Source organism: Collinsella sp. UBA1693, assembly GCF_002320115.1.
In the GTDB taxonomy this organism is placed as follows: domain Bacteria; phylum Actinomycetota; class Coriobacteriia; order Coriobacteriales; family Coriobacteriaceae; genus Collinsella; species Collinsella tanakaei.
This window is the reverse complement of the sequence record NZ_DCJT01000002.1, coordinates 14037-36755: the sequence shown is the minus strand read 5'-3', so window position 1 is coordinate 36755 and position 22719 is coordinate 14037. Positions and strand designations below refer to the sequence as shown.

The window sequence follows — 22719 nt, the reverse complement described above, 5'->3', positions numbered from 1 at the left end:
CCCTTTGAGCGTGACGGCGCATTTGAGGATATGGTACCCGCGTCAGGGCGATGCGTTTCTCATTGGTTTCCAAGGCACGGGCACCGTGTTTTACCGGATGGGTGCCTGCGCGCTGGCATATCATTGATGGGTCCGTGAATTCCAATGAGCAGCGAGGCGTTTGATGCTGAACCTGTTGAGGCGTTTTTCCGGCGCGTACCGCCGGTATTTCATCATAGGGCCCCTGGCCAAGCTGGTAGAGGCGTGCTTTGACCTTATTACGCCGCTGGTGGTGGCAAGCATGATCGACAACGGCGTGGGCGCGCGCGACATGGATTCTGTGGTGCGCCACGGGTTGGTGCTGGTGGCGATGGCCGTGGTGGGCATCTCGGTCACGCTGGTTTGCCAAAAGGTGGCCGCGCTGACGTCGCAGGGTATGGGTACGGACATGCGCCGCGAGCTTTATGCGCACATCAACTGTTTGTCCTTTGCGGACCTTGATCGCTTTGGCACGCCGTCCCTCATCACCCGCATCACCAACGACGTCAACCAGGTGCAGCTGGCCATTGCCATGACTATACGCATGTTGATTCGCTGGCCGTTCTTGGCGGTGGGCTCCATGGCGGCCGCGCTGTTGATCGATGTCCGCCTGGGGCTGATCTTTTTGGTGACCACCCCGCTTATCGCCGTGGTGTTCTGGCTGGTCATGGCTAAGAGCGTGCCGTATTTTAAGAGCATGCAGGCAAAGCTCGACCACGTTGGCCTGGTGCAGCGCGAAGGGCTTTCCGGCGTCCGCGTGATTCGCGCGTTCTCCCGCGAGCAGCACGAGCGCGAGCGTTTCGCCGCCGCCGCTGCCGACCAGGCGCAGACCGCCATCGCGGTGGGCAAGCTGTCGAGCGTGCTTAATCCCGTGACCTTTTTGGTCATGAACCTGGGGGTGTGCGCCATTTTGTGGAGCGGCGGCGCGGCGGTGAACGTGGGCGACCTTACCCAGGGCCAGGTGATCGCGTTTGTGAACTACATGACCCAGACGTTGCTCTCTATTGTGTACGTGGCCAATATGGTGGTGATCTTTACCAAGGCAAGCGCCAGTGCGTCGCGTATCAACCAGGTGCTGGCGTGCGAGCCGTCCATCACGGATACCGCTTCCGCCCCGGTTGCGCTCCCCGCGTGCGCGCTCGAGGCCGCCGCGGTGTCGGCGCTGCGTTTTGACCACGTGGGTTTTCGCTACGGCTCCGCCTCTGCAGATGCGCTGGACGATATCACCCTGCAGCTGCCCGTTGGCGGAACGCTGGGCATCATCGGCGGTACGGGCTCTGGCAAATCCACGTTGGTATCGTTGCTGCCGCGCCTGTATGACGTGGCCCGCGGTGGCGTGGAGGTATTTGGCACGGACGTGCGCGCCTGGCCGCTGCACCAGCTACGCGGCGTTATAGGCATGGTGCCCCAGACGGCGCAGCTGGTCTCCGGCACGGTGCGCTCAAACCTGTGCTGGCGCAAAGCGAATGCGGATGATCGCGAGCTCTGGCGTGCCCTCGAGGTTGCCCAGGCGGCCGATTTTGTTCGTGCGCTCGAGGCCGGCTTGGATGCCCCGGTAGAGGCGGGCGGCAAGAACTTCTCCGGAGGCCAGCGCCAGCGCCTCACCATCGCCCGCGCTCTTGTGGGCGACCCCAAGATCTTGGTGCTTGATGATTCGTCCTCCGCGCTCGACCTGCAAACGGACGCCCGCTTGCGCCGTGCCTTGCGCGAGCTTGCCGCGAGCTCCGCGAAGGATCCTCGTCCAGATGCGCCCGTGCCCCTTACCACGGTGATCGTGTCGCAGCGCGTGTCTTCCGTGCGCGACGCGGACCTTATCTGCGTTATGCGCCGTGGCTGTGCGGTGGGTCTGGGTACGCATGCCCAGCTGCTTAGCACCTGCGACGTCTACCGCGAGATCTGCGAGTCCCAGCTTGAGCGCGAGGAGGTGGCGTAGCATGAACCCGTATACATCTACCGGATCGGTGTCGACTGTCGCGTCGAACATCGCGGGTGGGTCATCGTCCAAAAACAACGTCCGCGCCGCCGGCGTGCTCGCGCCCGCCGTGCCCCTTACCACCAAGCAGGTGACGCGGCGCCTCATGGCCTACGTGCGCCCACATGCGGCGTCGTTCGCAACGTCGTTTGTATCCGCCGGCCTCTCCGTGGTACTGCAGCTTTACGTGCCCATTGTGGTAGGGCGCGCCATCGACCTCATCATAGGCATGGGCCGCGTTGACTTTGCCGCCTTGGCACCGCTGCTGGTCCAGCTTGCCCTGGTGGTGCTTGCTGCCTCTGCCCTGCAATGGGTGCAGGGGTATTGCGTCAACCTGCTTACGTACCGCTGCGTGCGCGATATGCGCGTGGACGCCAGCGAGAAGATCGGTCGCATGCCCATCAGTTTCATCGATGCGCATCCGCACGGTGATTTGATCTCGCGTGTGGTCAACGACGTCGACCAAATTGGCGACGGCCTGCTGCAGGGGTTCAACCAGCTGTTCACCGGCGTGGTGACCATTGTGGGAACGTTGCTGTTCATGCTCTCCATCTCCGTGCCCATGGCCGTGGTGGTTGTGTTGGTAACCCCGCTTTCTATAATGGCGGCCACGCTGATCGCCAAGTTCTCCAACAAGAGCTTTGCGGCACAGCAGCGTATCCAGGGTCAGCTGGGCGCCCATATCGAGGAATACGTGGGAAGCCAGCGCTTGGTGAGCACGTTTTGCTACGGCGACCGCGCACAGGAGCGCTTTGACACCATGAACGGCGAGCTGTACACGGCGGGCGAGCGCGCGCAGTTTCTAAGCTCGCTTTCCAACCCCGGTACGCGCTTTATCAACAACCTTATCTACGCGGCGGTCGCGGTTATTGGCTGCATGTGCGTCATCACCGGATGGCCGGCCCCGCTCACGGTGGGCGGCGTGCAGACCTTCTTGTCATACGCCAACCAGTACACCAAGCCGTTTAACGAGGTCACCAACGTCATCACCCAGCTGCAGACCGCCTATGCTTCCGCCCGTCGCCTGTTTGCACTGCTCGATGCGGACGAGGAATCGCCGGAGAAGGCTGATCGGGAGGCTCTGGCAGCTCCTGCCGTTCCGTCTGTCGGTTCCGCCCTGCCTGCCGAGTTTGCCAGGCCTGCCCAGCTTGCCGGCCCTGCCAGTTCTGCCCGCGGCGAGGTGGTTTTTGACCACGTCAATTTCAGCTATACGCCGGAGCGCCCGCTGCTGCAAGACATCTGCATCCACGCCGCCCCCGGCCAGCGCATTGCCCTGGTGGGACCCACTGGCTGCGGCAAGACCACCCTTATCAACCTACTGCTTCGCTTCTACGATGTGCAAGGGGGGCGCATAGAGCTCGACGGCGTCGACATCGCCTCCTACGCTCGTGCGGACCTGCGTTCGCGCTTTGGCATGGTCTTGCAAGATACCTGGCTGTTCGAAGGCACCGTGCACGACAACATCGCCTACGGCCGCCCGGGCGCAACGCGCGAGCAGGTTGAGCGGGCGGCTGTCCGGGCGCATGCGGACGGTTTCATCAGCGCACTGCCCCGGGGGTTCGACACGGTGATAGGCGAGGGCGGAGGCACGTTGTCGCAAGGCCAGCGGCAGCTGCTGTGCATCGCCCGCGTCATGCTCTGCGACCCAGAGATCCTGCTGCTTGATGAAGCGACCAGCTCTATTGACACCCGTACGGAGGTGCAGGTGCAGGCGGCCTTTGACGAGCTTATGCACGGTCGCACCAGCTTTGTGGTGGCGCATCGCCTCTCCACCATCCGCGAGGCTGACTGCATCTTGGTCATGCGCGATGGTCGAATCGTCGAGCGCGGTACCCACGAGCAGCTGCTTTCCCAGGGCGGGTTCTACGCGGAGCTCTATAACAGCCAGTGGGTGGACGAGTAAGGACTGCGGGGTTTAATGGAGGGCCGCAGCCGTTTCACGGGATGCGCACCGGCGCCTCGCGCCTCGGGGCATCCCTTGGAAAGCAGCTGCGGCCCTGTTGATAGCGGCCTCAACACGCGGCTTCAATGCGCGGTCGCCAGCGCTGTGGGCAGGCACGGCTGGGGTGCCGCTGCTGCCTTGCTGAAAACGGCCTCCGTTCGCGTTCGCTTGCTGGTTTTGGCCTTCAGTTGGAGTTGGTGCTGCTGAAATCGCCCTTCAGTTGGACTTGGCGTGGTCTCTTGCGAGGCTGTCTTTGAAGAAGTCGCAGGTAGGAGCGGTGCGTCTTCAGATACTTCGATGCCGCAAGTCCAACTGGACCTCGTTTTTAGAGCTACGGGTGAAACGGAGCTCGATTTCAGCAGAGTCCAAGTCCAACTGGACCTCGTTTTTAGCAGCAGTTCCAACTGAAGATCGTTTTTAGCGTGCTCGGCCGGAGGGCAACTCTAACTGAAGGCTGTTTTTAGCAAGGGCGCGGATCAGCGGAATCCCAAACCCCGCGCACTGTCTTTGCGCTGTGCATGCATGGCAACTTAGGCCAGCATCTTGATGAGCATGCCGATGCCGATGCCGATAGCACCGCCCACAGCGGCGCCGAGGGTGATCTTCAGGCCGTTGATCACGCCCTTCTTCCACGGCTTCATCTCGCGCGCGTGCTGTCCGGCAGGCGTGTCGCGGTCCACGTGTTCACCGCGGCTGAATGCCAAAACCTCGCGATAGGTGGCCAGGTCATGCTGCTTCTTCAAGCGCTCTAGGTTGGCGAACGCAATCAACATCACAAACAGGGACGCAAGCGCGAACACCACCGTGGGGATCGTGTGCTCGCCCCATCCCCATTCGTATTGGAAAGCGCCCCAGATTCCCAGCAGCAAAAAGGCCGCTGCGCTCACTACCGCCACCGTCGAGAGGTTGTTGTACTTCTTGACCGCTGCATCCATTACCTGTGCCATGGTTTCCACGTCTCCTTTGATGAGGGAGTCTACGGTCACCCCAAACACGTTCGAGAGCAGAAGCAGGCTCTGGACGTCCGGATACGTGCGCCCGCACTCCCAGTTGCTGATGGTCTGGCGCGACACGTAGATGCGCTCCGCCAGATCGTCTTGGGAGAGGCCCAGCTCCTTGCGGTGCTCCTTGATGTGCGAGCCCAGCTCCATGCTCCTGCTCCTTGGGGGTCGGGGTGACCCCTGTCGAGAGTCACCATGGCATTGACGGGGGAATCGTACCATCAAAGGTGTTTATAGCGCCTTCTCACAAGGATGAAAAACCTCGTCAAAATGCTTTATACATGCCTCTGAGCTGCAGACTTTCTGCAGCGCCGCATCTTTTCTCGCGCGCGAGGGTCGGTGGGTCCGGACCCTGGCAGCACGCCCTTTACCCTATGAGCCGGCGCGGCAAAATCCCAAAAAATCTCTTGCACTGTGTATGCGTGTGTATATACTGTACTTAACGAGTATATACACTATGCTCAGTAGCGGGCGGTGCCGACGGGCGCCAACCGCGAGTCGCTCGAGACGTCGGGCGGCGGGCCGCCACCGACTGGGGGACGCCCCGCGGCGGCGGTATGTAGGGAAAGGGACCAACAACGTGGAACTCATCATTTCAAACTCCAGCAGCAAGCCCATCTACGAGCAGATCACCAGCCAGATCAAGGCGCAGGTCATCGCGGGCCAGCTGGCGGAGGGCGAGCAGCTTCCGTCTATCCGCGCGCTGGCAAACAGCCTACGGGTGAGCGCCATCACCACCAAGCGTGCCTATGCGGACCTGGAAAGCCAGGGCTTCATCGAGACCGTTCAGGGCAAAGGCAGCTTTGTCGCCGGTGGCAACAAAGAGCTCATCCGCGAGGAGCATCTGCGCGAGATCGAGGGGTATCTCTCCCGCGCGGTCGAAGCCGGGCGCGACCTGGGCCTTGAGCCGGTGGAGCTGCGCGAGATGCTCGACCTCCTGCTCGATCAGGACGAGTAGCCCTCGCTGTGAGCGCAAGCCCACCTCGTCCACCTTGTCCAAGCCAAACCAACACGTAATCCAGCCATACCAAGGATGGAGACCATGAACCAAGTAACTGCTGCCGCGCCCCTTATCCAGGCAAGCGGCCTTACCAAGCACTATCCCGGCTTCTCGCTCGCGGGCGTCAACGTCACGGTCGAGCCCGGCCAGGTGGTGGGCTTTGTCGGCAAGAACGGCTCCGGCAAGTCGACCACCATCAAAGCCCTGTTGGGCCTCATCTCGCTGGACGCCGGCCAGGCAAGCGTCCTGGGCTACTCGCCCCGCGATCTTGCGAACACGGCATCTGCCAGGGCGAAAGAGCAGGTGGGTGTGGTGTTCGACACCATCTCCCTGCCGGGTCACCTTAAAATCGAAGAGGTGGGCAAGCTTATGGCCCGCGCGTATTCAACCTGGGATGCCGCCGGCTTTCAGCAGCGCCTTCGCGCCGCGGACCTCGACCCCAAAAAAGCCGTCAAGGACCTATCCCGCGGCATGGGCATGAAGCTCTCTCTTGCCTGCGCGCTGTCGCACAACCCTCGCCTGCTCATTTTGGACGAGGCGACGGCGGGCCTTGATCCCATGGCACGCGATGAGGTGCTCGATGCACTGCGCGATTTCGTGGCGGTCGAGGATGCCCAGGGCAACCCCGTGAACGGCATCCTCATGTCCAGCCATATCACCAGCGACCTGGATAAGATTGCGGACACGGTGCTTTGCATCGACGCCGGGCGTCCCGTCTTCAACATCGCTAAGGACGAGGTCTGCGACCTCATGGGCGTCGCCCGCTGCCGCGCCGCGGAACTTGAGCAGATCGCTCGTTCCGGTGTCATCGCCCCTGGGGCCATGCGCATCATGCGGCAGGATTACGGCATCGACCTGTTGGTGCCCGATCGCTTCGCGTTTGCGGAAAGCTTTCCGTCCATCCCGTGCGACCGCATGGGCATCGACGAGTACATGGTGCTCATGATCAAGGGCGAGCGCTACTACTAGCCACGTTGTGCTTGCGGCTTCTTATCTGCGCTTCTTTGGACGATGTCCTTGTCCGCTCTCGCTTCCTTTTGAAGGGACTCACTATGAAAAAGGCTTTTTTGGTCGAGCTGACGGTGCTCACCGGTTACATCAAGCAGCTTTTGCCTATTGCGGCGATTACGGGCGTTTTCGTTGCGGCGGGCATGGGCACCACGGTCGCGCTCGCCGGTATCTTTGTATGCATGTTCTGCATGATGGGATCGATGGCTGCCAGCGCGTACGATGACGCGAGCAACTGGGGTGCCTATCGCCTTACGCTACCTTTGTCCCGCCGCGACGTGGTGCTTGGCCGCTACGCCGCCGTGGTGGTTATGGGTGTCCTCGGCATCGCGATGGGCGCGCTGGTACAGCTGCTGGCGGCAACGGTGGGTGCCCTTGGCATCTTACCGTCTGAAATCGGCGGCATGTTCGTCATGTCTCCCGATGATGTCCTTGCAAGCATATTTGGAGTGTTCTTCTGCTTGTTGATGGGCATGACCGCGGCCTCGCTTGCCATTCCCTTCTACTTTAAATTCGGCAATACCAAGGCGACGCAGTTCCTGCCGATGGCGGTGATGCTTCTCTACGCTTTGGTCATCTTCATTTTTGCTCAGATGTCGGACCGCATCGATGTGGTGCCCATGCTCTCCCAGTTCCTCGCGTGGGTCGAGACCCCGGCTGGCGTTGCCACGTGCGCCGTGGTGATGGCTGCGGTCGCCGTGCTCATCCTTTTCGTCAGCGCTGCGGTCTCTATGCGTATCTACGCTCGTCGCGACCTGTAGGCCCCAGCCGCTCGATTACGGCTTTCGCGGTGCCTTTGAGTTGCTGCGCCCCGCGCTCGCTCGGTCTGTTCCCGCCGGGCCTTTGATGGATCCGCAGCCGCCCCGTCCTCGTCCAGATGACCGTTCGCGTAAAGGGACGGTAAGCCCGCGTAGCGGGGGAGGCACACGCAAAATCAATTCGACTATAGTAAGAGCGTTCCGGCATGGCGCCGGGGCGCTTTTGTTTTCACGCGCGGCGTTACTCGTGCCGCGCCCTGTTCGGTGAGGCTTTATGGCAGGCGACAAACCCTTTGCATCGATTCCGTTGCCCCTCAAGGGGGCCCATAACGTGCGCGATCTTGGAGGATATCCATATACGCGCCAAGCGGGCGAGTGCGGAACCACGGCGTTTGGCGCCTTCTTGCGCTCGGGCACGCTGGGCAGGCTCACTTTGGGCGACCGCGAGGCGCTGCGGTGCTACGGCCTGCGCCGCGTCATAGACCTGCGCAGCAACTTCGAACTCAAGCATTGGCCAGATCCGTACGCCAAGCGTCCGGAAGAAGGCGTCTCCTACACGCATATCCCCATGCTCGATCAGCTCAACTCAAGCGGCTTTCGCGGCGCGCTGCCCGCCTGCATGTTCGACGTCTACCAGTCGCTTTTGGATAACGACGCCTCCAGCATCCGCTCCGTTATGGAAGCGCTCGACGGCCCCGGCTGCTCGCTGTTCCATTGCCGTGCAGGCAAAGACCGCACCGGTGTGATCGCCATGCTTTTGCTTGGCCTGGCGGGCGTGGACGATGAATTTATAGTTGCGGACTATCGTGTGACGCAGGACTACATGGGTCGCGGCCTGCGAGCCCAGCGTGCCGGCGTCTCGATTCTGCTGCTCAAAAAGGCGCCTCGCTGCCTGTTCGAGTCTGCCCCCGTAGAGATGGAGCGCACGCTTGAGCATCTGCATGCTCGTTATGGCACCGCGCGCGAGTATCTGAAGGATTATGCGGGGTGCGATCCCGCCCTTCTCGACCGCCTTACCGCAAAGCTGCGTGGCGAAGGGCTTTAGACCGGGTTGGGAGCGGGCTGCGGCGCTGCTACAGACGCCGTGCGCGCCGGGACATCATGCCCGCGTAAGTGGTGTGCAAGCATAACGTTAGGCGCCGCGGGCTCCCGTGGTGCGACGCTTGGGTGTCACACAAATGTTTCCCCTTGTGTACATTCGTTGGATTAGGCTCGCTACATGCGGTCCGTCTCCACACATTGACAAAAACTCGATAATCGGGCGCTAGTATGGTGGGCTGCAAACCTATAGGGCAAACCTAACAGGTTCTTAACAGAGATCGCCCGCAAGCAGCCGCTCGCGGCATCCCAAGTAAAGAAGGATCCGTATGCTCGTAGCCATCATCTCCCTTGTTGCCTTTGCGGCAACGGTCGCCTTGACCATCCGCAAGGTACGCACCTTGGACCAGGACGCGCGCTCCGCACGGCGATCGACCGTGCTTTCGGTTGTGTTTTTCGCCGTGCTGCAGCTTGCTGTAGGGCTCTACGCGGCAATGGGCGGCGTCGCCAACGACGTGTTGTCGCCGCTTGTCCTCAACGCGGTTCTTACGGGTTGCGCCTGGCTTAATCTTGAGCGCGATCTGGTGCGCGAGCGCCTGCTTAAGATCGCGGGTCCTGCCGGCCGCTTCGCCCATCCGCTCATCGCGTGCGTGATCCTGTTGTTTTTGGCGGGCGTGGGCGCCACACTGGGCCTGGAGATTCCCAGCAACCACAACTTGCTGTGGATGTATCCGCTCTGCCTGCTGCTCGAGTGGGCGATTATCACCGCTATCATGGCTGGCGTGTTCTTCATCTCCCAGCGCCGTCATACCCCGCCCGCGGTCGTCGCCGTGCTCATGAGCATTTTGGGCATCGTCGAGTATTTCATCATCACTTTCAAGTCCATGCCCATCGCTCCGGGTGACATTTCCGCCCTGTCTACCGCGATGGCCGTTGCCGGCACTGGCTACTCCTACATCCTGTCGCCCTTCTGTCTGTATGGCATGGCGTTTATGTCCGTCTCCGTGCAGCTGTGTCGCATGGCCGCTATGCTTCGTCCCCAGCGCGATCGCGGCAATCGCCGCGCGCTGCTCATCAACCTTATGGTGGGCATCGCATGCTTGGCGGGCGTGGGTGCCCACGTGACGCTGGTCGATTATTACAACACGCTTAGCATTCAGGTTTATACCTGGCGCCCGCTTGAGAGCTACTACCGTCAGGGTTTCTTGCCCAGCTTTATCTCTGGCGCCCAGACCATCAAGCCTCCCGTGCCCGAGGATTATGACATGGACCAGGCTAAGGAGCTCATTTCTGACTACGCGGACCAGTATGATGCCAACCAGGCTGCAAGCGTTGAGCGCACGCAGGCCGCCGCGCAGTTTGATGAGGAAAAGCCCACGGTCATCACCATCATGAACGAGACCTTCTCGGATCTCTCCATCTACCAGAACCTGCATGCGAACTATCAGGGCCCGCAGTTCTTCAAGAATCTGTCCGACACTCTGCAGCGCGGCGTGCTCTACGTTTCCGCGTTTGGCGGCGGCACCTGCAACACCGAATTCGAATACCTCACCGGAAACTCCATGGCGTTCTTGGGCACGGGCACCTATCCGTACACCATCTACGACCTCACCCGCACCGAGACCCTGTCCCAGCAGTTCAAGGACCTTGGTTACGACACCACGGCCATCCATCCCAACCATGGCACTAACTGGAACCGCGAGAACGTCTACAGCGCGTTTGGCTTTGACAACTTCCTTACCATCCAGGACTTCCAGGACGCCGAGAAGCTTCGCGGCATGGTGACGGACGCAGCGACCTATGACAAGATCCTGCAGATGCTGGACGAGAATTCCAATCCGCAGTTCATCTTCGACGTGACCATGCAGAACCATTCCGGTTACGACACCGGCTTGATTCCCGTCGATAAGCAAGTCAACTACGTTATCGATGGCGTGAGTGATCCGGAGGTCAATGAGTACCTGGCCCTAATCGAGGAGTCCGACCGTGCGCTGGAAGACTTTGTGAACCAGCTGCGCAAGCTCGACCGCAAGGTGATCCTGGTCTTCTTTGGCGATCATCAGCCGTTCTTCCCGGACGAGTTCAACGACGCCTGGTTTACAGGCGAGAGCGATGCGGTCCATAATGAGCGCCTGTGGCAGACCGACTACTTCATCTGGGCCAACTACGACGTCGCCGGCCGCGACCAGGAAAGCGTTCAAGACGATCTCTCCGTCAACTACCTCAGCAGCGTCTTGATGGATCTCATCGGTGCGCCGCTGACCAGCTACCAGAAGGCGCATATTACCCTGCGTGAGGCCCTGCCCGCCATCAACGCCACCGGCTATGAGGACAAGAGCCTGCAATGGTACCTCTCTAGCGCCGCGACGTACGACGGATATCCCGCGGGGAGCGCGGCGGCGGATGCCGTCCAGGCTCGCAGCGATTACGCTAAGATGCAGTACTACGAGCTGTTCCGCGATGGCAAGGACATTTACACCAAGATGTATCAATCCGCCGCGAACGAGACCGACCCCAACCTGGCGCCCGGCACAACGCAGATCAAGTAGTTCCGTCACCGCGCGCCGGTCAGGCTTGTCCTACTCGCGAGCCGGGGCAATGGGTCCGGTATCCGCGTGTCCGCTTGGCGGCAAGACACGTAAAGCATCAGCCCTCCTGCGGTAAGATGCTCGGTGTACCCGAGACATCCCGTAGGAGGGTTTTTCTATGGCTGAAATCGCTGCCGCCGCGCCCGAATCCGTTCTCGACCTTATCGATCGGCGCTCGTCCACACGCAAATTCGCCGACGTGGCCATCATCGATGAACAGCGCGCTGCGGTGCTCCATGCCGCCACGCGAGCCCCATCTGCCGGCGCCATGATGATGTATTCGATTATCGATATCCAGAGGCAGGAGACCCTCGATCGCCTATCTGTGCTCTGCGATAATCAGCCCTTCATTGCCAAGGCCAAATGGTCCCTTGTTTTTGTGGTCGATTATTGCAAGTGGATCGATCTTTTTGAGCACGCGGGATGCTTCGCGGACGAGTTTGTACAGAAGACGGGCCGCCCTGCCCGTCGCACGTGCGGTCTTGGCGACTTTGCGATCGCTGCACAGGATGCCGTTATCGCGGCGCAGACCGCTGTGATAGCCGCGGAGGCCGTGGGTCTGGGCAGCTGCTATATCGGCGACATTGTGGAGAACGCTGAAGAGGTTGGCGAGTTGCTGGGGTTGCCCGCGCACACCATGCCCCTCAGCATGCTGGTTTTTGGCGTGCCGCACAAGGAGCGCCCTGCCACGCCGCATCCGGTTGAGAACCTGGTCATGAGCGAGCGCTATCGCCGTGCGGACGCCGCGATTATGGATGCCCAGATAGCGGAAATGGATGCCATGTTCCGTCCGCACGCAACTGAGGCGGGCGCGCGCGTGGTCGATATCTACACTCGTAAACATACAAGCGATTTTATGGCTGAGATGAATCGCTCTATGGAACAGTGGTTTGCCAATTGGAGCGCTGAGGAGAAGGCGTAGCCCTCGCTCCTCATTCATGCTTGATACTGGCGTTTGCTTAAGTTGCTCTGTAGGGGGCGGCTCTTCTTTCTTTGCAGATTGCGCCTCGCTCAATTGCCGTGAAGGCCCTTCGAAGGGTTCTTCACGGTGATTTCTCGTAGATGGGCTTGGCGGTCACGTAGTTACGCGCCCGCGGGGCAAATATAGAGCCGCTGCGAAAAGGACGACAGGCTCGCGCGTGTCAAAAAACACCTTAGTGCGGAGGTTAGGACAAATAGTGCGTTAGTGCGGTTTGGAGGCGCTTTGGTTGCGTATCTTTATGCATCGAGCGTAATCACTTAAGTCTTCTACCATGCGTTAAGAGAATACTTTATTCACAAGGTACCCTTACTATCCTCTTCTCGTTCCGCACTAACGCACTATTTGACACTCTAGGGACCGCACTAAGGCATTATTTGACCTGACTTCCGCACTAACTCGATATTTGTCCCAGCTCGCCTTCCGCACTAAGGCTCTTTTTGACATCGTCCGCGCGCGGGGTCTTGAGAGGCGCCCACGCGGCCTGCGAACGGCAGGTGCGCGGTGGGCACGTGGTGCGTGCGGCACGTTTGGTAAGCAAAAACCCGCCGATCTCTTGCAGATCGACGGGTCTTTTTGCGCCGCCAGCTTGTGGGCGGCAAGGCTATACGCAAGGTGCAGCCCTGGCGCAGGATGCAACCCGGAGTGGCTCACGAACGCGCGCGTTGCGCCGGGTTGCTGGAAGCGCGATAGAAGCGCGATAGAAGCAAGCGCTACGGACGCGTGTTGGGGTCGATGCGCATCATGCGGTCGACTTCCTTGAACTTGGTGAACAAGGGCACGTACTCGTAGAACACGCTGGAGCTCTCAAGGCCAAACCAGCGAGCCGGAGAGCCGGCAAAGCGGCGGATGGTGTACTTGAGGGCGATGGCGGAACGCTCGCGGCTGTCCACGTCGCTCTCGGGCGCCAGCATCTTGCGGAGCATGCAGAAGCGGAACGAGCCGATGGGGCCGGGCTTCTTGTACACGGAGTACTCATGCGTCTGCGGCGGCAGCTCGCCGGAGGCGGACAGGTCGGAGACCACCTGGCGCAGGTAGGCGTTCACGCGCTGGTTAACCTTGTAACCAAGGTAGAGATGGACGCGGAAGACGTAGTCGGTACCAAAGGTCTCGACCGAGTAGGAGAACGTGTGCGGCTCGTCCATTACCTCTACGTTTAGGAACCAATAGGCGCGGGCACGCTTGGGGTGCTTGTCCAAGATGGAGTAGAGGATGTCGCGGTCAAGGTAGTTGGTGTTGGTCTCGTTGGTGAGGTACACCAGGTTGTCGCTCATGAGCTCATAGGTCTCGTCGTTGCGAAGACTGTCAAGTTGGCCCAGATAGGAGCGGATGGGCAGCAAGGTTGCCTGACGGCGCTCGACGGAGGTGCCGTTGTACCAGCTGACCATGATGCCCATGATGAGGGCAGCCATGAGGATGGTGAAGTAGCCGCCGTGGAAGAACTTGGTGAGCGATGCACCAAAGAAGAAGCCTTCCAGAGCGACGAAGAAGATGACGAAGATCCAGGCTGCGATCTTGCGCTTGCGAATGTTATGCAGGAAGAAGAACAACAGGATCGATGTGCAGATCATGGTGATGGTGATCGCCAGGCCGTACGCCGCCTCCATGTGCGCGGAGGACTGGAACAGCAGGACGACGGCGATGCAGCCAACCCACATGACGTTGTTCACCATGGGGATATAGAGCTGGCCCTTGGTCTCGGCGGGATAGAAGATCTGCATATGGGGCATGAGGTCCAGGCGGCTCGCCTCGGAGACCAGCGAGAAGGCTCCGGTAACAAGCGCCTGAGAGGCGATGATGGCCGCGCAAGTGGACAGTCCGACGGCGAACGGTCGCATGCCCTCTCCCAGCATCTCAAAGAACGGGTTGAGGTCCTGAATGGCGGCAAGCTCGGGGTTGCCGGCGTTGGCGAGCAGCCAAGCGCCCTGGCCCAGATAGGACAAAAGCAGGCAGATCTTGACGAACGGCCAGGTGGCGTAGATGTTGCCGCGGCCAACGTGGCCCATGTCGGAATACAGGGCTTCCGCGCCGGTGGTGGCGAGGAAGCAGCTGCCCAAGATCATGACGCCGGCGTGGTTGTTGGGCGAGAGCAAAAACGCGATACCGCGCAGCGGGTTGAAAGCCAGCAGGATAGCGGGGTTGCCCAGTACGTAGACCAAGCCGTTAGCGCCCAGGAACAAGAACCAGAAGGTCATGACGGGGCCGAAGGCGCGGCCGATCTTGCTGGTGCCCGCGCGCTGCACGGCGAACAGCAGGCTGACGATGATAAGGGTGATGATGACCACGTTGGTCTGCCCATCGCCGATCAACGACCGCATGGCGGGAATGGTCCTCAGGCCCTCGACGGCCGTGGTGATGGTGACGGCGGGAGTGAGAATGCCGTCAGCCAACAGCGCGGAGCCGCCCAGCATCGCAGGGATGATGAGCCATTTTCCATATTTTCGGACGATGCTGTACAGAGCGAAGATGCCGCCCTCGCCATGGTTTCCGGCTTTGAGCGAGATCAACACGTACTTTACCGTGGTCAGCAGGGTGACCGTCCAGATAACCAGCGACAAGGCTCCCAGGATGAACTCCTCGGTAACCTGCATGATGCCACCCTGGCCGGCGAGCAGCGCCTTGGTGACGTACATGGGCGAGGTGCCGATATCGCCGTAAACGACGCCCAGCGTTACCAACATGGCGGCGATGCTTACCGGAATGTTGTGGCTTTTGTCATCCCCATCCCCGTGTTTTGATTCATTTTTAGATTTTCTTTTAATTGCGGCTGCGCCGTGGTCATCGGGCTTGCGCGTGCCCTGCGTGCCGCTCGTTTGCTCCTTTTGATCGGAGGCAGTCGATTGCGTCATCGGTTCTATGCTCCTTGATGAAACGGGCCCCGTCCGGTTGGACGTGGGGCGAATCGATACCAAGGTCGCGCGTCGTGGGTTGCACGCCTTGGTGGCACGAGATTATAGCCTTATTGGAAGTAGTTCGCCATTCATTGGATGCCGATGCTATGCAGGTTAATTGCGCCTTGCCATGCGGTATGAAAAACGCCGCTGCCCGCACATGGAAAAGGGCGGGCAGCGGCGTTGGATGGGTTTATATCGACGGGCGAAGCCTTCCGTCTGGCGGTCGTGGTCAGAGCGCTTAGCGGGGGTCCGCCTCGATGCCCGCGCGTTGCATGGCCTCTTCAACCGTGTAGCGCTTGACCAGGTAGCACTTGTGGATGCGCGGGTTGCGGGCAAAGTCCTCTGGGATCGTCTGCGCGGTGATATCCGTCAAGACCACGCCTGCGCGCGCCAGGCCCTCGATATCGGGCTTGAAGGTGCGGAGGTTGCACGAGAAGATCGCCTCGCCTTGGCGGGTGAGCAGGCGCGACAGGCCGATGATGAGCTCGGTGTGGTCGCGCTGCACGTCGAAGGTGCGGTTGCCCATCTTGGACGAGTTGGAGAACGTGGGCGGGTCGCAGAAGATGAGGTCCCAGCGGTTGCGGGTCTCCCGCTGCTCCGAGATCCAGCGGCGCACGTCCGCGCGGACAAATTCATGGTTGCGGCCCGTAAAGCCGTTGAGCCGCATGTTGCGGTCGGCCCAATCAAGATACGTGTTGGAGAGGTCGACGGTAACCGTTTCCTCAACGCCTCCGTCCGCTGCATAGCAGGTGGCGGTGCCGGTGTAGGCGAATAGGTTGAGGAAGCGCTTCTTGCCGCGAGCGTGCTCGCGCACCAGGTCGCGCGTGACGCGGTGGTCCAAGAAAATGCCCGTATCCAAGTAGTCGTCAAAGTTGACCAGGAACGTAAGGCCGCCCTCCTGGATGCGGGGCAGCCTGCGACGCGGGCCCTCGTCGACGGCATCTTGCGGCCCGCGACCGCTTCGAGACATGGAGCTGCGGCCGGCGTCGGCATATTGCGAGCCGCCGCGCGAGCGCGTGCGCGCCTTGGCGTAGACGTGGTCGGGGTCAACGTCTAGGACGATAGGAGCGATGGTGAGGATATCGAGCAGACGCGCGCGGGCCAGCGAGGGGTCTACCGTTTTGGGCGCGGCGTACTCGGCGATTACCAGCCATCGGCCGGGCGTGGCGTCGCTGCCCTGGTACAGGTCGATTGCCGCGGCGTAATCCGGAAGGTCTGCGTCGTAGACGCGGTAGCAGGTGACGCCGGCGCGCTTGGCCCATTTGCGGCGCAGCCTGGCAACCTTTTTCAGGCGCGCGGCGAATTGGTCGGATTCGGGCACCAAAACGGCGACTTGCTTGCCATCGCCCAAATCTACGGTATGCGTGACGGGTTGGACAAGCTTTTCGTTCGCCCCCTCCTCGTCCAATGATTCTGCGGACGAGAATACGGTGATGTGGGCCTCTTCATTGTTGGGCTTCACCAAAATGGACGCACTGGGCTCAAGGTTGAGGCTGCGCGAAAGGAAATCGTCGCGGGTGAGCGCGACCAGCTGAGAGCAACCGCATGCGGCACGGACCTTGGTGATAAGGGAGAGGATGCCCGCTGTTTGGGTGAAGGGGGCCTCGGTGGTGTCGGCGAGCAGCGAGATGGCGTCGGCGTCCTCGCTTTTTAGGGCGGCGAGCACGTCTTCCGCCCGGGCGGCGACCAGGGTGGCGTGCTTGGCCATGCCGGCGGAGCGCAGCACGCGGGCGGCGTAGCTTACGGACGCCGGGTCTGCATCCGTGGCGATTATAACGGCTCGACGGTTTCTGCCCGCCTCTGCGCGCCCGTCCGCCTCCGCGATAAGCGCGTTCCATGCGCCCTCGTCATGGCGCTGCCAACCGGTGAAGCCCCATTGTTGGCGCAATAAGCCGGGTGCGCGGTCGATAAGCTGGCTGATGGCTTCGAGCTCCAGCCCGCCGCCGGCGCAGGAGAGGTCCACCAGGGCGGGCGCCGCGGGGGAGTCCTGATCCCTATCAAGCGATGACACCGTCTGCGACCAGCCGGTTTGGGCGAGCATAAGGGCGGCGTAGTCCGGGCGGAGCACGTGCGCCTTGGCGCCGGATCGGGTGGCTTCGCGCGGCAGGCGCTTGAAAAGGGGCTCGCCGGAGAGGTCGAGGTGGATGCTGGCGCGTTCGCCGCGGATGGAGAGGGCGATGCGCGCGTCCGGATGCTCGGTGTCGACGTTGGCGCGGGCGCCGGCCTCGTCTGCCAGGCGGTCGCAGATAGCGTCTTTCACGCACAGCGCGGCGTAGTGCGAGTTGCGCAGTTCTTTGTTGGAGCCACGGGCGGTCACGGCGATGCTGGCGCCTCGGACCAGGATAGATTCCCAGGGCATGTCGTAGGCGCCGTCATACAGGGCGTTGGCGTCCCAGCAATCAAAGCGGCCAAGGACCACAAAGACGCGGCTGGCCAGGCGCGACCACAGGCAGGCGCGGTAGGCGTCGGCAACCGTACCGGTAAAGGTGACGCGGCCCTTAAGGCGGCGGGTCTTGCGCAGGCCCATGGCGCGCAGCTCCGCGTCAAGCGCGCTTTCGAACCCCTCCGGGCAGCTGGCGTAGAACTCCAGGTATGTCGCGGTGAGCGCGGCTTGCGTTGCTTCGTTCATGGTGCTGCCTTTCATAAGGGCGCCGCGATGATGCAGATGCTGCGAGGTCTGCTCGATGGCATCGGCGCGGGCGCGTACGTGTTCAAGGTGCCATTATCGCATAGTGGCGCGCGGGGCAGCTCGCCCCCACCTGACCGCTACAATATGGGAGGATAACTGCGTTATAAGGGGGGCTACATGACCGCGTTTGGATCAAAACCTGCCGACCTGGCTATGCCGGCGGCGCTGTTCTTTGATGTGGATGGTACGTTGGTGTGGCATGATCCGGATGCCGCGACGGGCGAGAACATCGTTAGCAATCCTCCGTCGGCCGAGGTATACAAGGCGTTTCACGCGCTGGCGGACAACGGGCACAAGGCGTTTATCTGTACGGGGCGCCCGTTGAGCCTGGTGGCACAGGATCTGCTCGACCTTAAGCCCGCGGGCCTTATCACCGGCGCGGGGGCAACTATTGTTATAGATGGAAAGATCGTCTACCAAAACGGCATCGCGCGCGAGTTGTTGGACCAAACCCTCAGGGCGATCTTCGAGGCGGGCGCGGGCGTGATGTATGAAGGCGCGAACCTGTGCGTGAGCCTTGTGCCCGCGGGCGTGCCCTATGATGATTTTCCCGGCGTGGCGACCGTGCACACCGTCGAGGATTTCTATGCGTTGGCGGGCGATGAGGTGTTCGACAAGATCTCGTTCATGAACAGCGAGGTCCCGGCGCTGCGGAGCGCGTGGGATTTTCTGGGCAAGCACTACACCATCTGCGATTTGGGCGTAGGCGTGGGCGAGATGAGCGTGATCGGCACCGATAAGGGATCCGGCATTCACCATGCGCTCGAGGCGTTAGCGAAGCTGGATGGCACGGATGCCGCTGCAGATGCGGCGTACCGCACCTTTGCGTTTGGCGACTCCGAGAACGATCTGCCCATGATGCGCGTGGTGGACCATCCCGTGGCGATGGGCAACGCGTTGGATTCGGTCAAGCAAGCTGCGAGCTACGTAACGGCCTCGGTCCAAGAGGACGGCGTTCCGGCGGCCCTGCGCCACTTTGGACTGATCTAGCGCGTGGACGAGGAGGGGTGACCGTAGTGGTGGGCTTGTTTGACAAGTGGCCCCGATCTTCCATAATGGAGTCAGACAGAATAACCTTTGGGTTTTGTAAGGCGGGGTCGCGCAAGCGGTTCCGCCTAGTTTTTTCAAGATGAAGAAAGCGCGACTCGGCGCTATCCACTGTCTGCTGGGGATTGGTTGCAACTCATCCGTTTTACCTCTTGTCAGCTGGTTAGCCCTATGGCCTCCTCGCCAATGAGTAGCGCAGCATATAGAGGTACGCTCTTGATTCCCTCGTCCATTCCATAGTTCTTCTCAGTCACGCGAATGACGCGCGGGCAGTTATATTTGTCTGCAAACTTTTTAGCGATTGGACTTGAGACGCGTTTGCCAGATTTGACCTCGATGGGAGCGATGCCGTTGGGGAATTTGAGAACAAACTCGACCTCCTGGACGCTCTGCATGCCCCAGTAGTATGGCTTTGCGCCGGTGGATACTAGCTGCTGCATGACGTAGTTCTCCGCCATGCCCCCGCGAAAGCGCGCGCTGCGGTGGTTTTTGCCGTCGAAGTCGCTGGGAGATGCATCGTTTCGAGAAAAAATCTCCCAATACGGAGATTATTTCTGGAATCACGCTTAAGGCCAGAGGCTCTGTTCGCCGTGGCCAACAAAAAGAACCCCGCAGGCGGCTGGTGCAAGCCATCCTGCGGGGTTCTTCAATCAAGGTATCAACTAAAGCGCTTCGAGAGGGGGCGCTTTGCGGCATCGAGGTCCCCGGCGATGTTCCCGAAAAGCTCCGCGAAGCGCGCGTGCGGGGACATCGGTCGGGGTCTCGCGCCCAGGTGCCTACTCCAGCTCGAACGCTCCCGTGTAGAGCTGATAGTAGTACCCCTTCTTAGCGATGAGCTCATCGTGGTTGCCGCGCTCGATCACGCGTCCGTGGTCAAGGCAGATGATGACGTCGGAGTTACGGACCGTGGACAGACGGTGCGCGATGACAAAGGTGGTGCGGCCCTGCATGAGGGCGTCCATGCCGTGCTGGACAATGGCCTCGGTGCGGGTGTCGATGCTCGAGGTCGCCTCGTCCAGAATCATGGCCGGGGGGTCCGCGACGGCGGCGCGAGCGATGGAGATTAGCTGGCGCTGGCCCTGGGAGAGCTGCGATCCGTTGCCGGTGAGCATGGTGTTGTAGCCTTCGGGCAGGCGGCAGATGAAGTCGTCCGCGCCGGCGAGTTTGGCCGCCTTGATGCACTCCTCGTCCGTGGCATCCAGCTTGCCGTAGCGGATGTTGTCCATTACGGTGCCGGTGAACAAGTTGACATCTTGCAGGACAACGCCCAGCGAGCGGCGCAGGTCCGCCTTCTTGATCTTATTGACGTTGATGCCGTCGTAGCGGATCTTGCCGTCGGCGATGTCGTAGAAGCGGTTGATGAGGTTGGTGATGGTGGTCTTGCCGGCACCCGTGGCTCCGACGAAGGCGACCTTCTGACCGGGCTTGGCGTAGACGGAGACGCCGTGCAGGACGTCGTGGTCCGGCGTGTATCCAAAGTCGACGTCTACCATGCGTACGTCTCCACGCAGGGGCTCGTAGGTGACGGTGCCGTCGGCCTTGTGCGGATGCTTCCAGGCCCACATGCCCGTGCGCTCATCAGTCTCCTCGAGCTCCCAGGTGTCGGGGTTCACGCGGGCGTTCACCAGGGTGACGTAGCCCTCGTCCGCCTCAGGCTCCTGGTCGAGGAGCTCGAAGATGCGGCTGGCGCCGGCAAGTCCCATGACCACGGCGTTGATCTGCTGGGAGACCTGGCCAATCTGTCCGCAGAACTGCTTGGTCATGTTGAGGAAGGGCACCACTACGGCGATGGTGAGCGGCATGCCGGAGAAGGAGAGGTTGGGCACCTTCAACGCAAGGAAGATGCCGCCTGCCAGCGCGACCACCACGTAGATAAGATTGCCCAGGTTCATGAGGACGGGCATGAGGATGTTGGCGTACATGTTGGCCTTCTGCGAGACCTCGAAGAGCTTCTCATTGCGCTCGTCGAAATCCGCCTCGGCCGCGGCCTCGTGGCAGAACGCCTTGACTACCTTCTGGCCGTTCATGACCTCTTCGATGTGGCCCTCGACCACGCCCAGCTCGCGCTGCTGCGCGATGAAGAAGCGCGCCGAGTTGGAGCCCAAAAGCTTGGTGAGCGCGACCATGCAGGCGATGCCGGTGATGATGACCAGGCACATCCATACGGAGAAGTACAGCATGATGCACAGCACGGTGGTGAGGACGATGACGGTCTGCAGCAGGTTGGGCAGAGACTGCGAGATCATCTGGCGCAGCGTATCGATATCGTTGGTGTAATGCGACATGATATCGCCGCGCTGGTTGGTGTCGAAGTAGCGGATCGGCAGGTCCTGCATGCGGTTGAACATCTTCTCGCGCAGCTTCTCAAGCGAGCCTTGGGTGATGACCGCCATGTAGCGGTTCCAGAACAGCGAGGAGAGGTTGCCCACAAGGTAGATGGCGCCCAGGGTGAGGACGATCTTCAAGATCTTGGGCTGTGCGGCAGCCCAGTCGCCGGTCTGCCAAGAGGTGGAGATGACCTCCAGCGCGCTTTGCAGGAACACGGCGCCGATGGAGTTGATCAGGCCGCAGAGGATGACTCCGGCCATGACCAAGGGCAGCAGCACGGGGAAGAACGAGAACAGCATCTTGATAAGGCGCGCCATGGTGCCGGGCATGCTGGATTTGGCGCTTGCAGCGGGCTTACTCATTTGCCTCGCCTCCCTTCTGGTCGATGTCTTGCGACGTGGTTGCCTTGTCTACTGGAGCCTGGCCTGCGACGGGCGCGTCCTGGGCCATCTCGGCAACGGCTTCAGCGGCCGCCTCCTCGATCTCTTGCGCCTCTTCGCTCATCTTGTTTTGCGAGGTGTAGGTTTCGCGGTAGATGTTCGAGGTCTCGAGCAGCTCTTCATGCGTGCCGATCTGCGCGATGCGTCCGCCTTCCATGACGATGATGCGGTCGGCGTCCTGCACGCTGGAGATGCGCTGGGCGATGATGATCTTGGTGGTCTGGGGCAGGTAAGTGGCCAGCCCGGCGCGGATCTTGGCATCGGTCTTGGTGTCGACGGCGCTGGTGGAGTCGTCCAAGATCAAGATCTTGGGTCGGCGTAGCAGGGCGCGGGCGATGCAGAGGCGCTGTTTCTGACCGCCGGAGACGTTGGAACCTCCCTGCTCGATCCAGGTGTCGTAGCCCTTGGGGAAGCCGTCGACAAATTCGTCCGCGCAGGCGAGATGTGCCGCCTCGCGAATCTCTTCGTCCGTGGCATTCGCATCGCCCCAGCGCAGGTTGTCGGCGATGGTGCCGCTGAACAGCACGTTCTTTTGCAGCACCATGGCTACCTGATGGCGCAGGGCGTCCAGGTCGTAGTCGCGGACGTCGATGCCGCCTACGCGGACGGTGCCGGAGGTGGCGTCATAAAGGCGGGCGATAAGGTTGACCAGCGTGGACTTTGCCGAGCCGGTACCGCCGATGATGNNATGATGCCGATGGTCTCGCCGCTCTTGATGTGCAGGTCGATGCTATCAAGGGCCTGGCGCTCGGCATTCTTGGAGTATTTAAAGCTCACGTTGTCGAAATCGATGGAGCCGTCGGCAACCTGGGTGACGGGCTGGCCGGGGTTAGCGATGGTGGGAGTTGCATGCAAGACCTCGTTGATGCGGTGCGCGCTTTCCTCCGCCATGGTGACCATGACAAAGATCATGGAGAGCTGCATGAGGCTCATCAGGATCTGGAAGCCGTACGTAAACGTAGAGGAGAGCTGGCCCACGTCGAAGGCGGTGGCTTGGCTGGTGATGATGAGCTTGGA

General features: G+C 61.1%; 14 protein-coding genes and 1 pseudogene (1 of these 15 cut by a window edge). 9 read left to right on the top strand and 6 right to left on the bottom strand.

Annotated elements, in window-relative coordinates; genetic code table 11:
- The first annotated feature begins 163 nt into the window (after positions 1-163).
- Together B3H65_RS01295 and B3H65_RS01290 are read left to right on the top strand one after the other, a co-directional pair.
- A complete protein-coding gene (locus B3H65_RS01295) occupies positions 164-1951 on the top strand; it encodes an ABC transporter ATP-binding protein (RefSeq protein WP_286683824.1) in 1788 nt (595 codons plus the stop codon).
- A gap of 1 nt (position 1952) precedes the next feature.
- Positions 1953-3893, top strand: coding sequence for an ABC transporter ATP-binding protein (locus tag B3H65_RS01290; RefSeq protein ID WP_286683823.1), 1941 nt, complete (start codon positions 1953-1955; stop codon positions 3891-3893).
- Positions 3894-4462: 569 nt separating this feature from the next.
- Here B3H65_RS01290 and B3H65_RS01285 read toward each other — a convergent pair.
- A complete protein-coding gene (locus tag B3H65_RS01285; RefSeq protein ID WP_286683822.1) occupies positions 4463-5083 on the bottom strand; it encodes a helix-turn-helix domain-containing protein in 621 nt (206 codons plus the stop codon).
- A gap of 430 nt (positions 5084-5513) precedes the next feature.
- Between B3H65_RS01285 and B3H65_RS01280 the strand changes: the two genes are divergently transcribed.
- The 6 genes from B3H65_RS01280 to B3H65_RS01255 all read left to right on the top strand — a co-directional run bounded on the left by B3H65_RS01280 (position 5514) and on the right by B3H65_RS01255 (position 12247).
- Complete coding sequence (locus B3H65_RS01280) at positions 5514-5891, top strand: GntR family transcriptional regulator (RefSeq protein WP_286683821.1); 378 nt, start codon at positions 5514-5516, stop codon at positions 5889-5891.
- A gap of 84 nt (positions 5892-5975) precedes the next feature.
- Positions 5976-6902: an ABC transporter ATP-binding protein gene (locus B3H65_RS01275; RefSeq protein ID WP_286683820.1), complete on the top strand. Its 927-nt coding sequence runs from the start codon at positions 5976-5978 to the stop codon at positions 6900-6902.
- Positions 6903-6985: 83 nt separating this feature from the next.
- The gene (locus B3H65_RS01270) at positions 6986-7702 is read left to right on the top strand and encodes an ABC-2 transporter permease (protein ID WP_286683819.1); all 717 of its coding nucleotides are present in this window, start codon (positions 6986-6988) and stop codon (positions 7700-7702) included.
- 271 nt (positions 7703-7973) lie between these two features.
- Positions 7974-8744 carry a tyrosine-protein phosphatase gene (locus B3H65_RS01265; RefSeq protein ID WP_286683818.1) on the top strand — a complete coding sequence of 257 codons (771 nt, stop codon included), beginning with the start codon at positions 7974-7976 and terminating at the stop codon, positions 8742-8744.
- Positions 8745-9066: 322 nt separating this feature from the next.
- The gene (locus B3H65_RS01260) at positions 9067-11286 is read left to right on the top strand and encodes an LTA synthase family protein (protein ID WP_286683817.1); all 2220 of its coding nucleotides are present in this window, start codon (positions 9067-9069) and stop codon (positions 11284-11286) included.
- A gap of 157 nt (positions 11287-11443) precedes the next feature.
- Positions 11444-12247: a nitroreductase family protein gene (locus tag B3H65_RS01255; RefSeq protein WP_286683816.1), complete on the top strand. Its 804-nt coding sequence runs from the start codon at positions 11444-11446 to the stop codon at positions 12245-12247.
- A gap of 770 nt (positions 12248-13017) precedes the next feature.
- On the opposite strand, the gene B3H65_RS01250 is transcribed toward B3H65_RS01255, so the two are convergent.
- Both B3H65_RS01250 and rlmKL read right to left on the bottom strand, forming a co-directional pair.
- A complete protein-coding gene (locus B3H65_RS01250; protein WP_286683815.1) occupies positions 13018-15153 on the bottom strand; it encodes a KUP/HAK/KT family potassium transporter in 2136 nt (711 codons plus the stop codon).
- A 283-nt stretch (positions 15154-15436) separates the two neighbouring features.
- Positions 15437-17827, bottom strand: a complete 2391-nt coding sequence (rlmKL, locus tag B3H65_RS01245; RefSeq protein ID WP_286683814.1) for a bifunctional 23S rRNA (guanine(2069)-N(7))-methyltransferase RlmK/23S rRNA (guanine(2445)-N(2))-methyltransferase RlmL — start codon at positions 17825-17827, stop codon at positions 15437-15439.
- A 177-nt stretch (positions 17828-18004) separates the two neighbouring features.
- On the opposite strand from rlmKL, the gene B3H65_RS01240 reads away from it, so the two are divergent.
- Positions 18005-18877, top strand: coding sequence for an HAD family hydrolase (locus B3H65_RS01240; protein ID WP_286683813.1), 873 nt, complete (start codon positions 18005-18007; stop codon positions 18875-18877).
- Between the two features lie 212 nt (positions 18878-19089).
- Here the strand turns inward: B3H65_RS01240 and B3H65_RS01235 are convergent, their stop codons facing one another.
- The 3 genes and pseudogenes from B3H65_RS01235 to B3H65_RS01225 form a co-directional block, all read right to left on the bottom strand.
- A complete protein-coding gene (locus B3H65_RS01235) occupies positions 19090-19467 on the bottom strand; it encodes a DUF4143 domain-containing protein (RefSeq protein WP_286683959.1) in 378 nt (125 codons plus the stop codon).
- Between the two features lie 243 nt (positions 19468-19710).
- Positions 19711-21624, bottom strand: coding sequence for an ABC transporter ATP-binding protein (locus B3H65_RS01230; RefSeq protein ID WP_286683812.1), 1914 nt, complete (start codon positions 21622-21624; stop codon positions 19711-19713).
- Positions 21617-22719: pseudogene (locus B3H65_RS01225) on the bottom strand (ABC transporter ATP-binding protein); it runs 781 nt beyond the window's last position. Before B3H65_RS01225 ends, B3H65_RS01230 begins: the two are co-directional and overlap by 8 nt.

What these genes read in the sequence shown, in the direction of transcription:
- B3H65_RS01295 (WP_286683824.1), top strand. Translation starts at nt 164, where the DNA reads ATGCTGAACCTGTTGAGGCGTTTTTCCGGCGCGTACCGCCGGTATTTC.
- B3H65_RS01230 (WP_286683812.1), bottom strand. Translation starts at nt 21,624, where the DNA reads ATGAGTAAGCCCGCTGCAAGCGCCAAATCCAGCATGCCCGGCACCATG.
- B3H65_RS01275 (WP_286683820.1), top strand. Translation starts at nt 5,976, where the DNA reads ATGAACCAAGTAACTGCTGCCGCGCCCCTTATCCAGGCAAGCGGCCTT.
- B3H65_RS01265 (WP_286683818.1), top strand. Translation starts at nt 7,974, where the DNA reads ATGGCAGGCGACAAACCCTTTGCATCGATTCCGTTGCCCCTCAAGGGG.
- B3H65_RS01240 (WP_286683813.1), top strand. Translation starts at nt 18,005, where the DNA reads ATGACCGCGTTTGGATCAAAACCTGCCGACCTGGCTATGCCGGCGGCG.
- B3H65_RS01255 (WP_286683816.1), top strand. Translation starts at nt 11,444, where the DNA reads ATGGCTGAAATCGCTGCCGCCGCGCCCGAATCCGTTCTCGACCTTATC.
- rlmKL (WP_286683814.1), bottom strand. Translation starts at nt 17,827, where the DNA reads ATGAACGAAGCAACGCAAGCCGCGCTCACCGCGACATACCTGGAGTTC.
- B3H65_RS01270 (WP_286683819.1), top strand. Translation starts at nt 6,986, where the DNA reads ATGAAAAAGGCTTTTTTGGTCGAGCTGACGGTGCTCACCGGTTACATC.
- B3H65_RS01250 (WP_286683815.1), bottom strand. Translation starts at nt 15,153, where the DNA reads ATGACGCAATCGACTGCCTCCGATCAAAAGGAGCAAACGAGCGGCACG.
- B3H65_RS01260 (WP_286683817.1), top strand. Translation starts at nt 9,067, where the DNA reads ATGCTCGTAGCCATCATCTCCCTTGTTGCCTTTGCGGCAACGGTCGCC.
- B3H65_RS01290 (WP_286683823.1), top strand. Translation starts at nt 1,953, where the DNA reads ATGAACCCGTATACATCTACCGGATCGGTGTCGACTGTCGCGTCGAAC.
- B3H65_RS01285 (WP_286683822.1), bottom strand. Translation starts at nt 5,083, where the DNA reads ATGGAGCTGGGCTCGCACATCAAGGAGCACCGCAAGGAGCTGGGCCTC.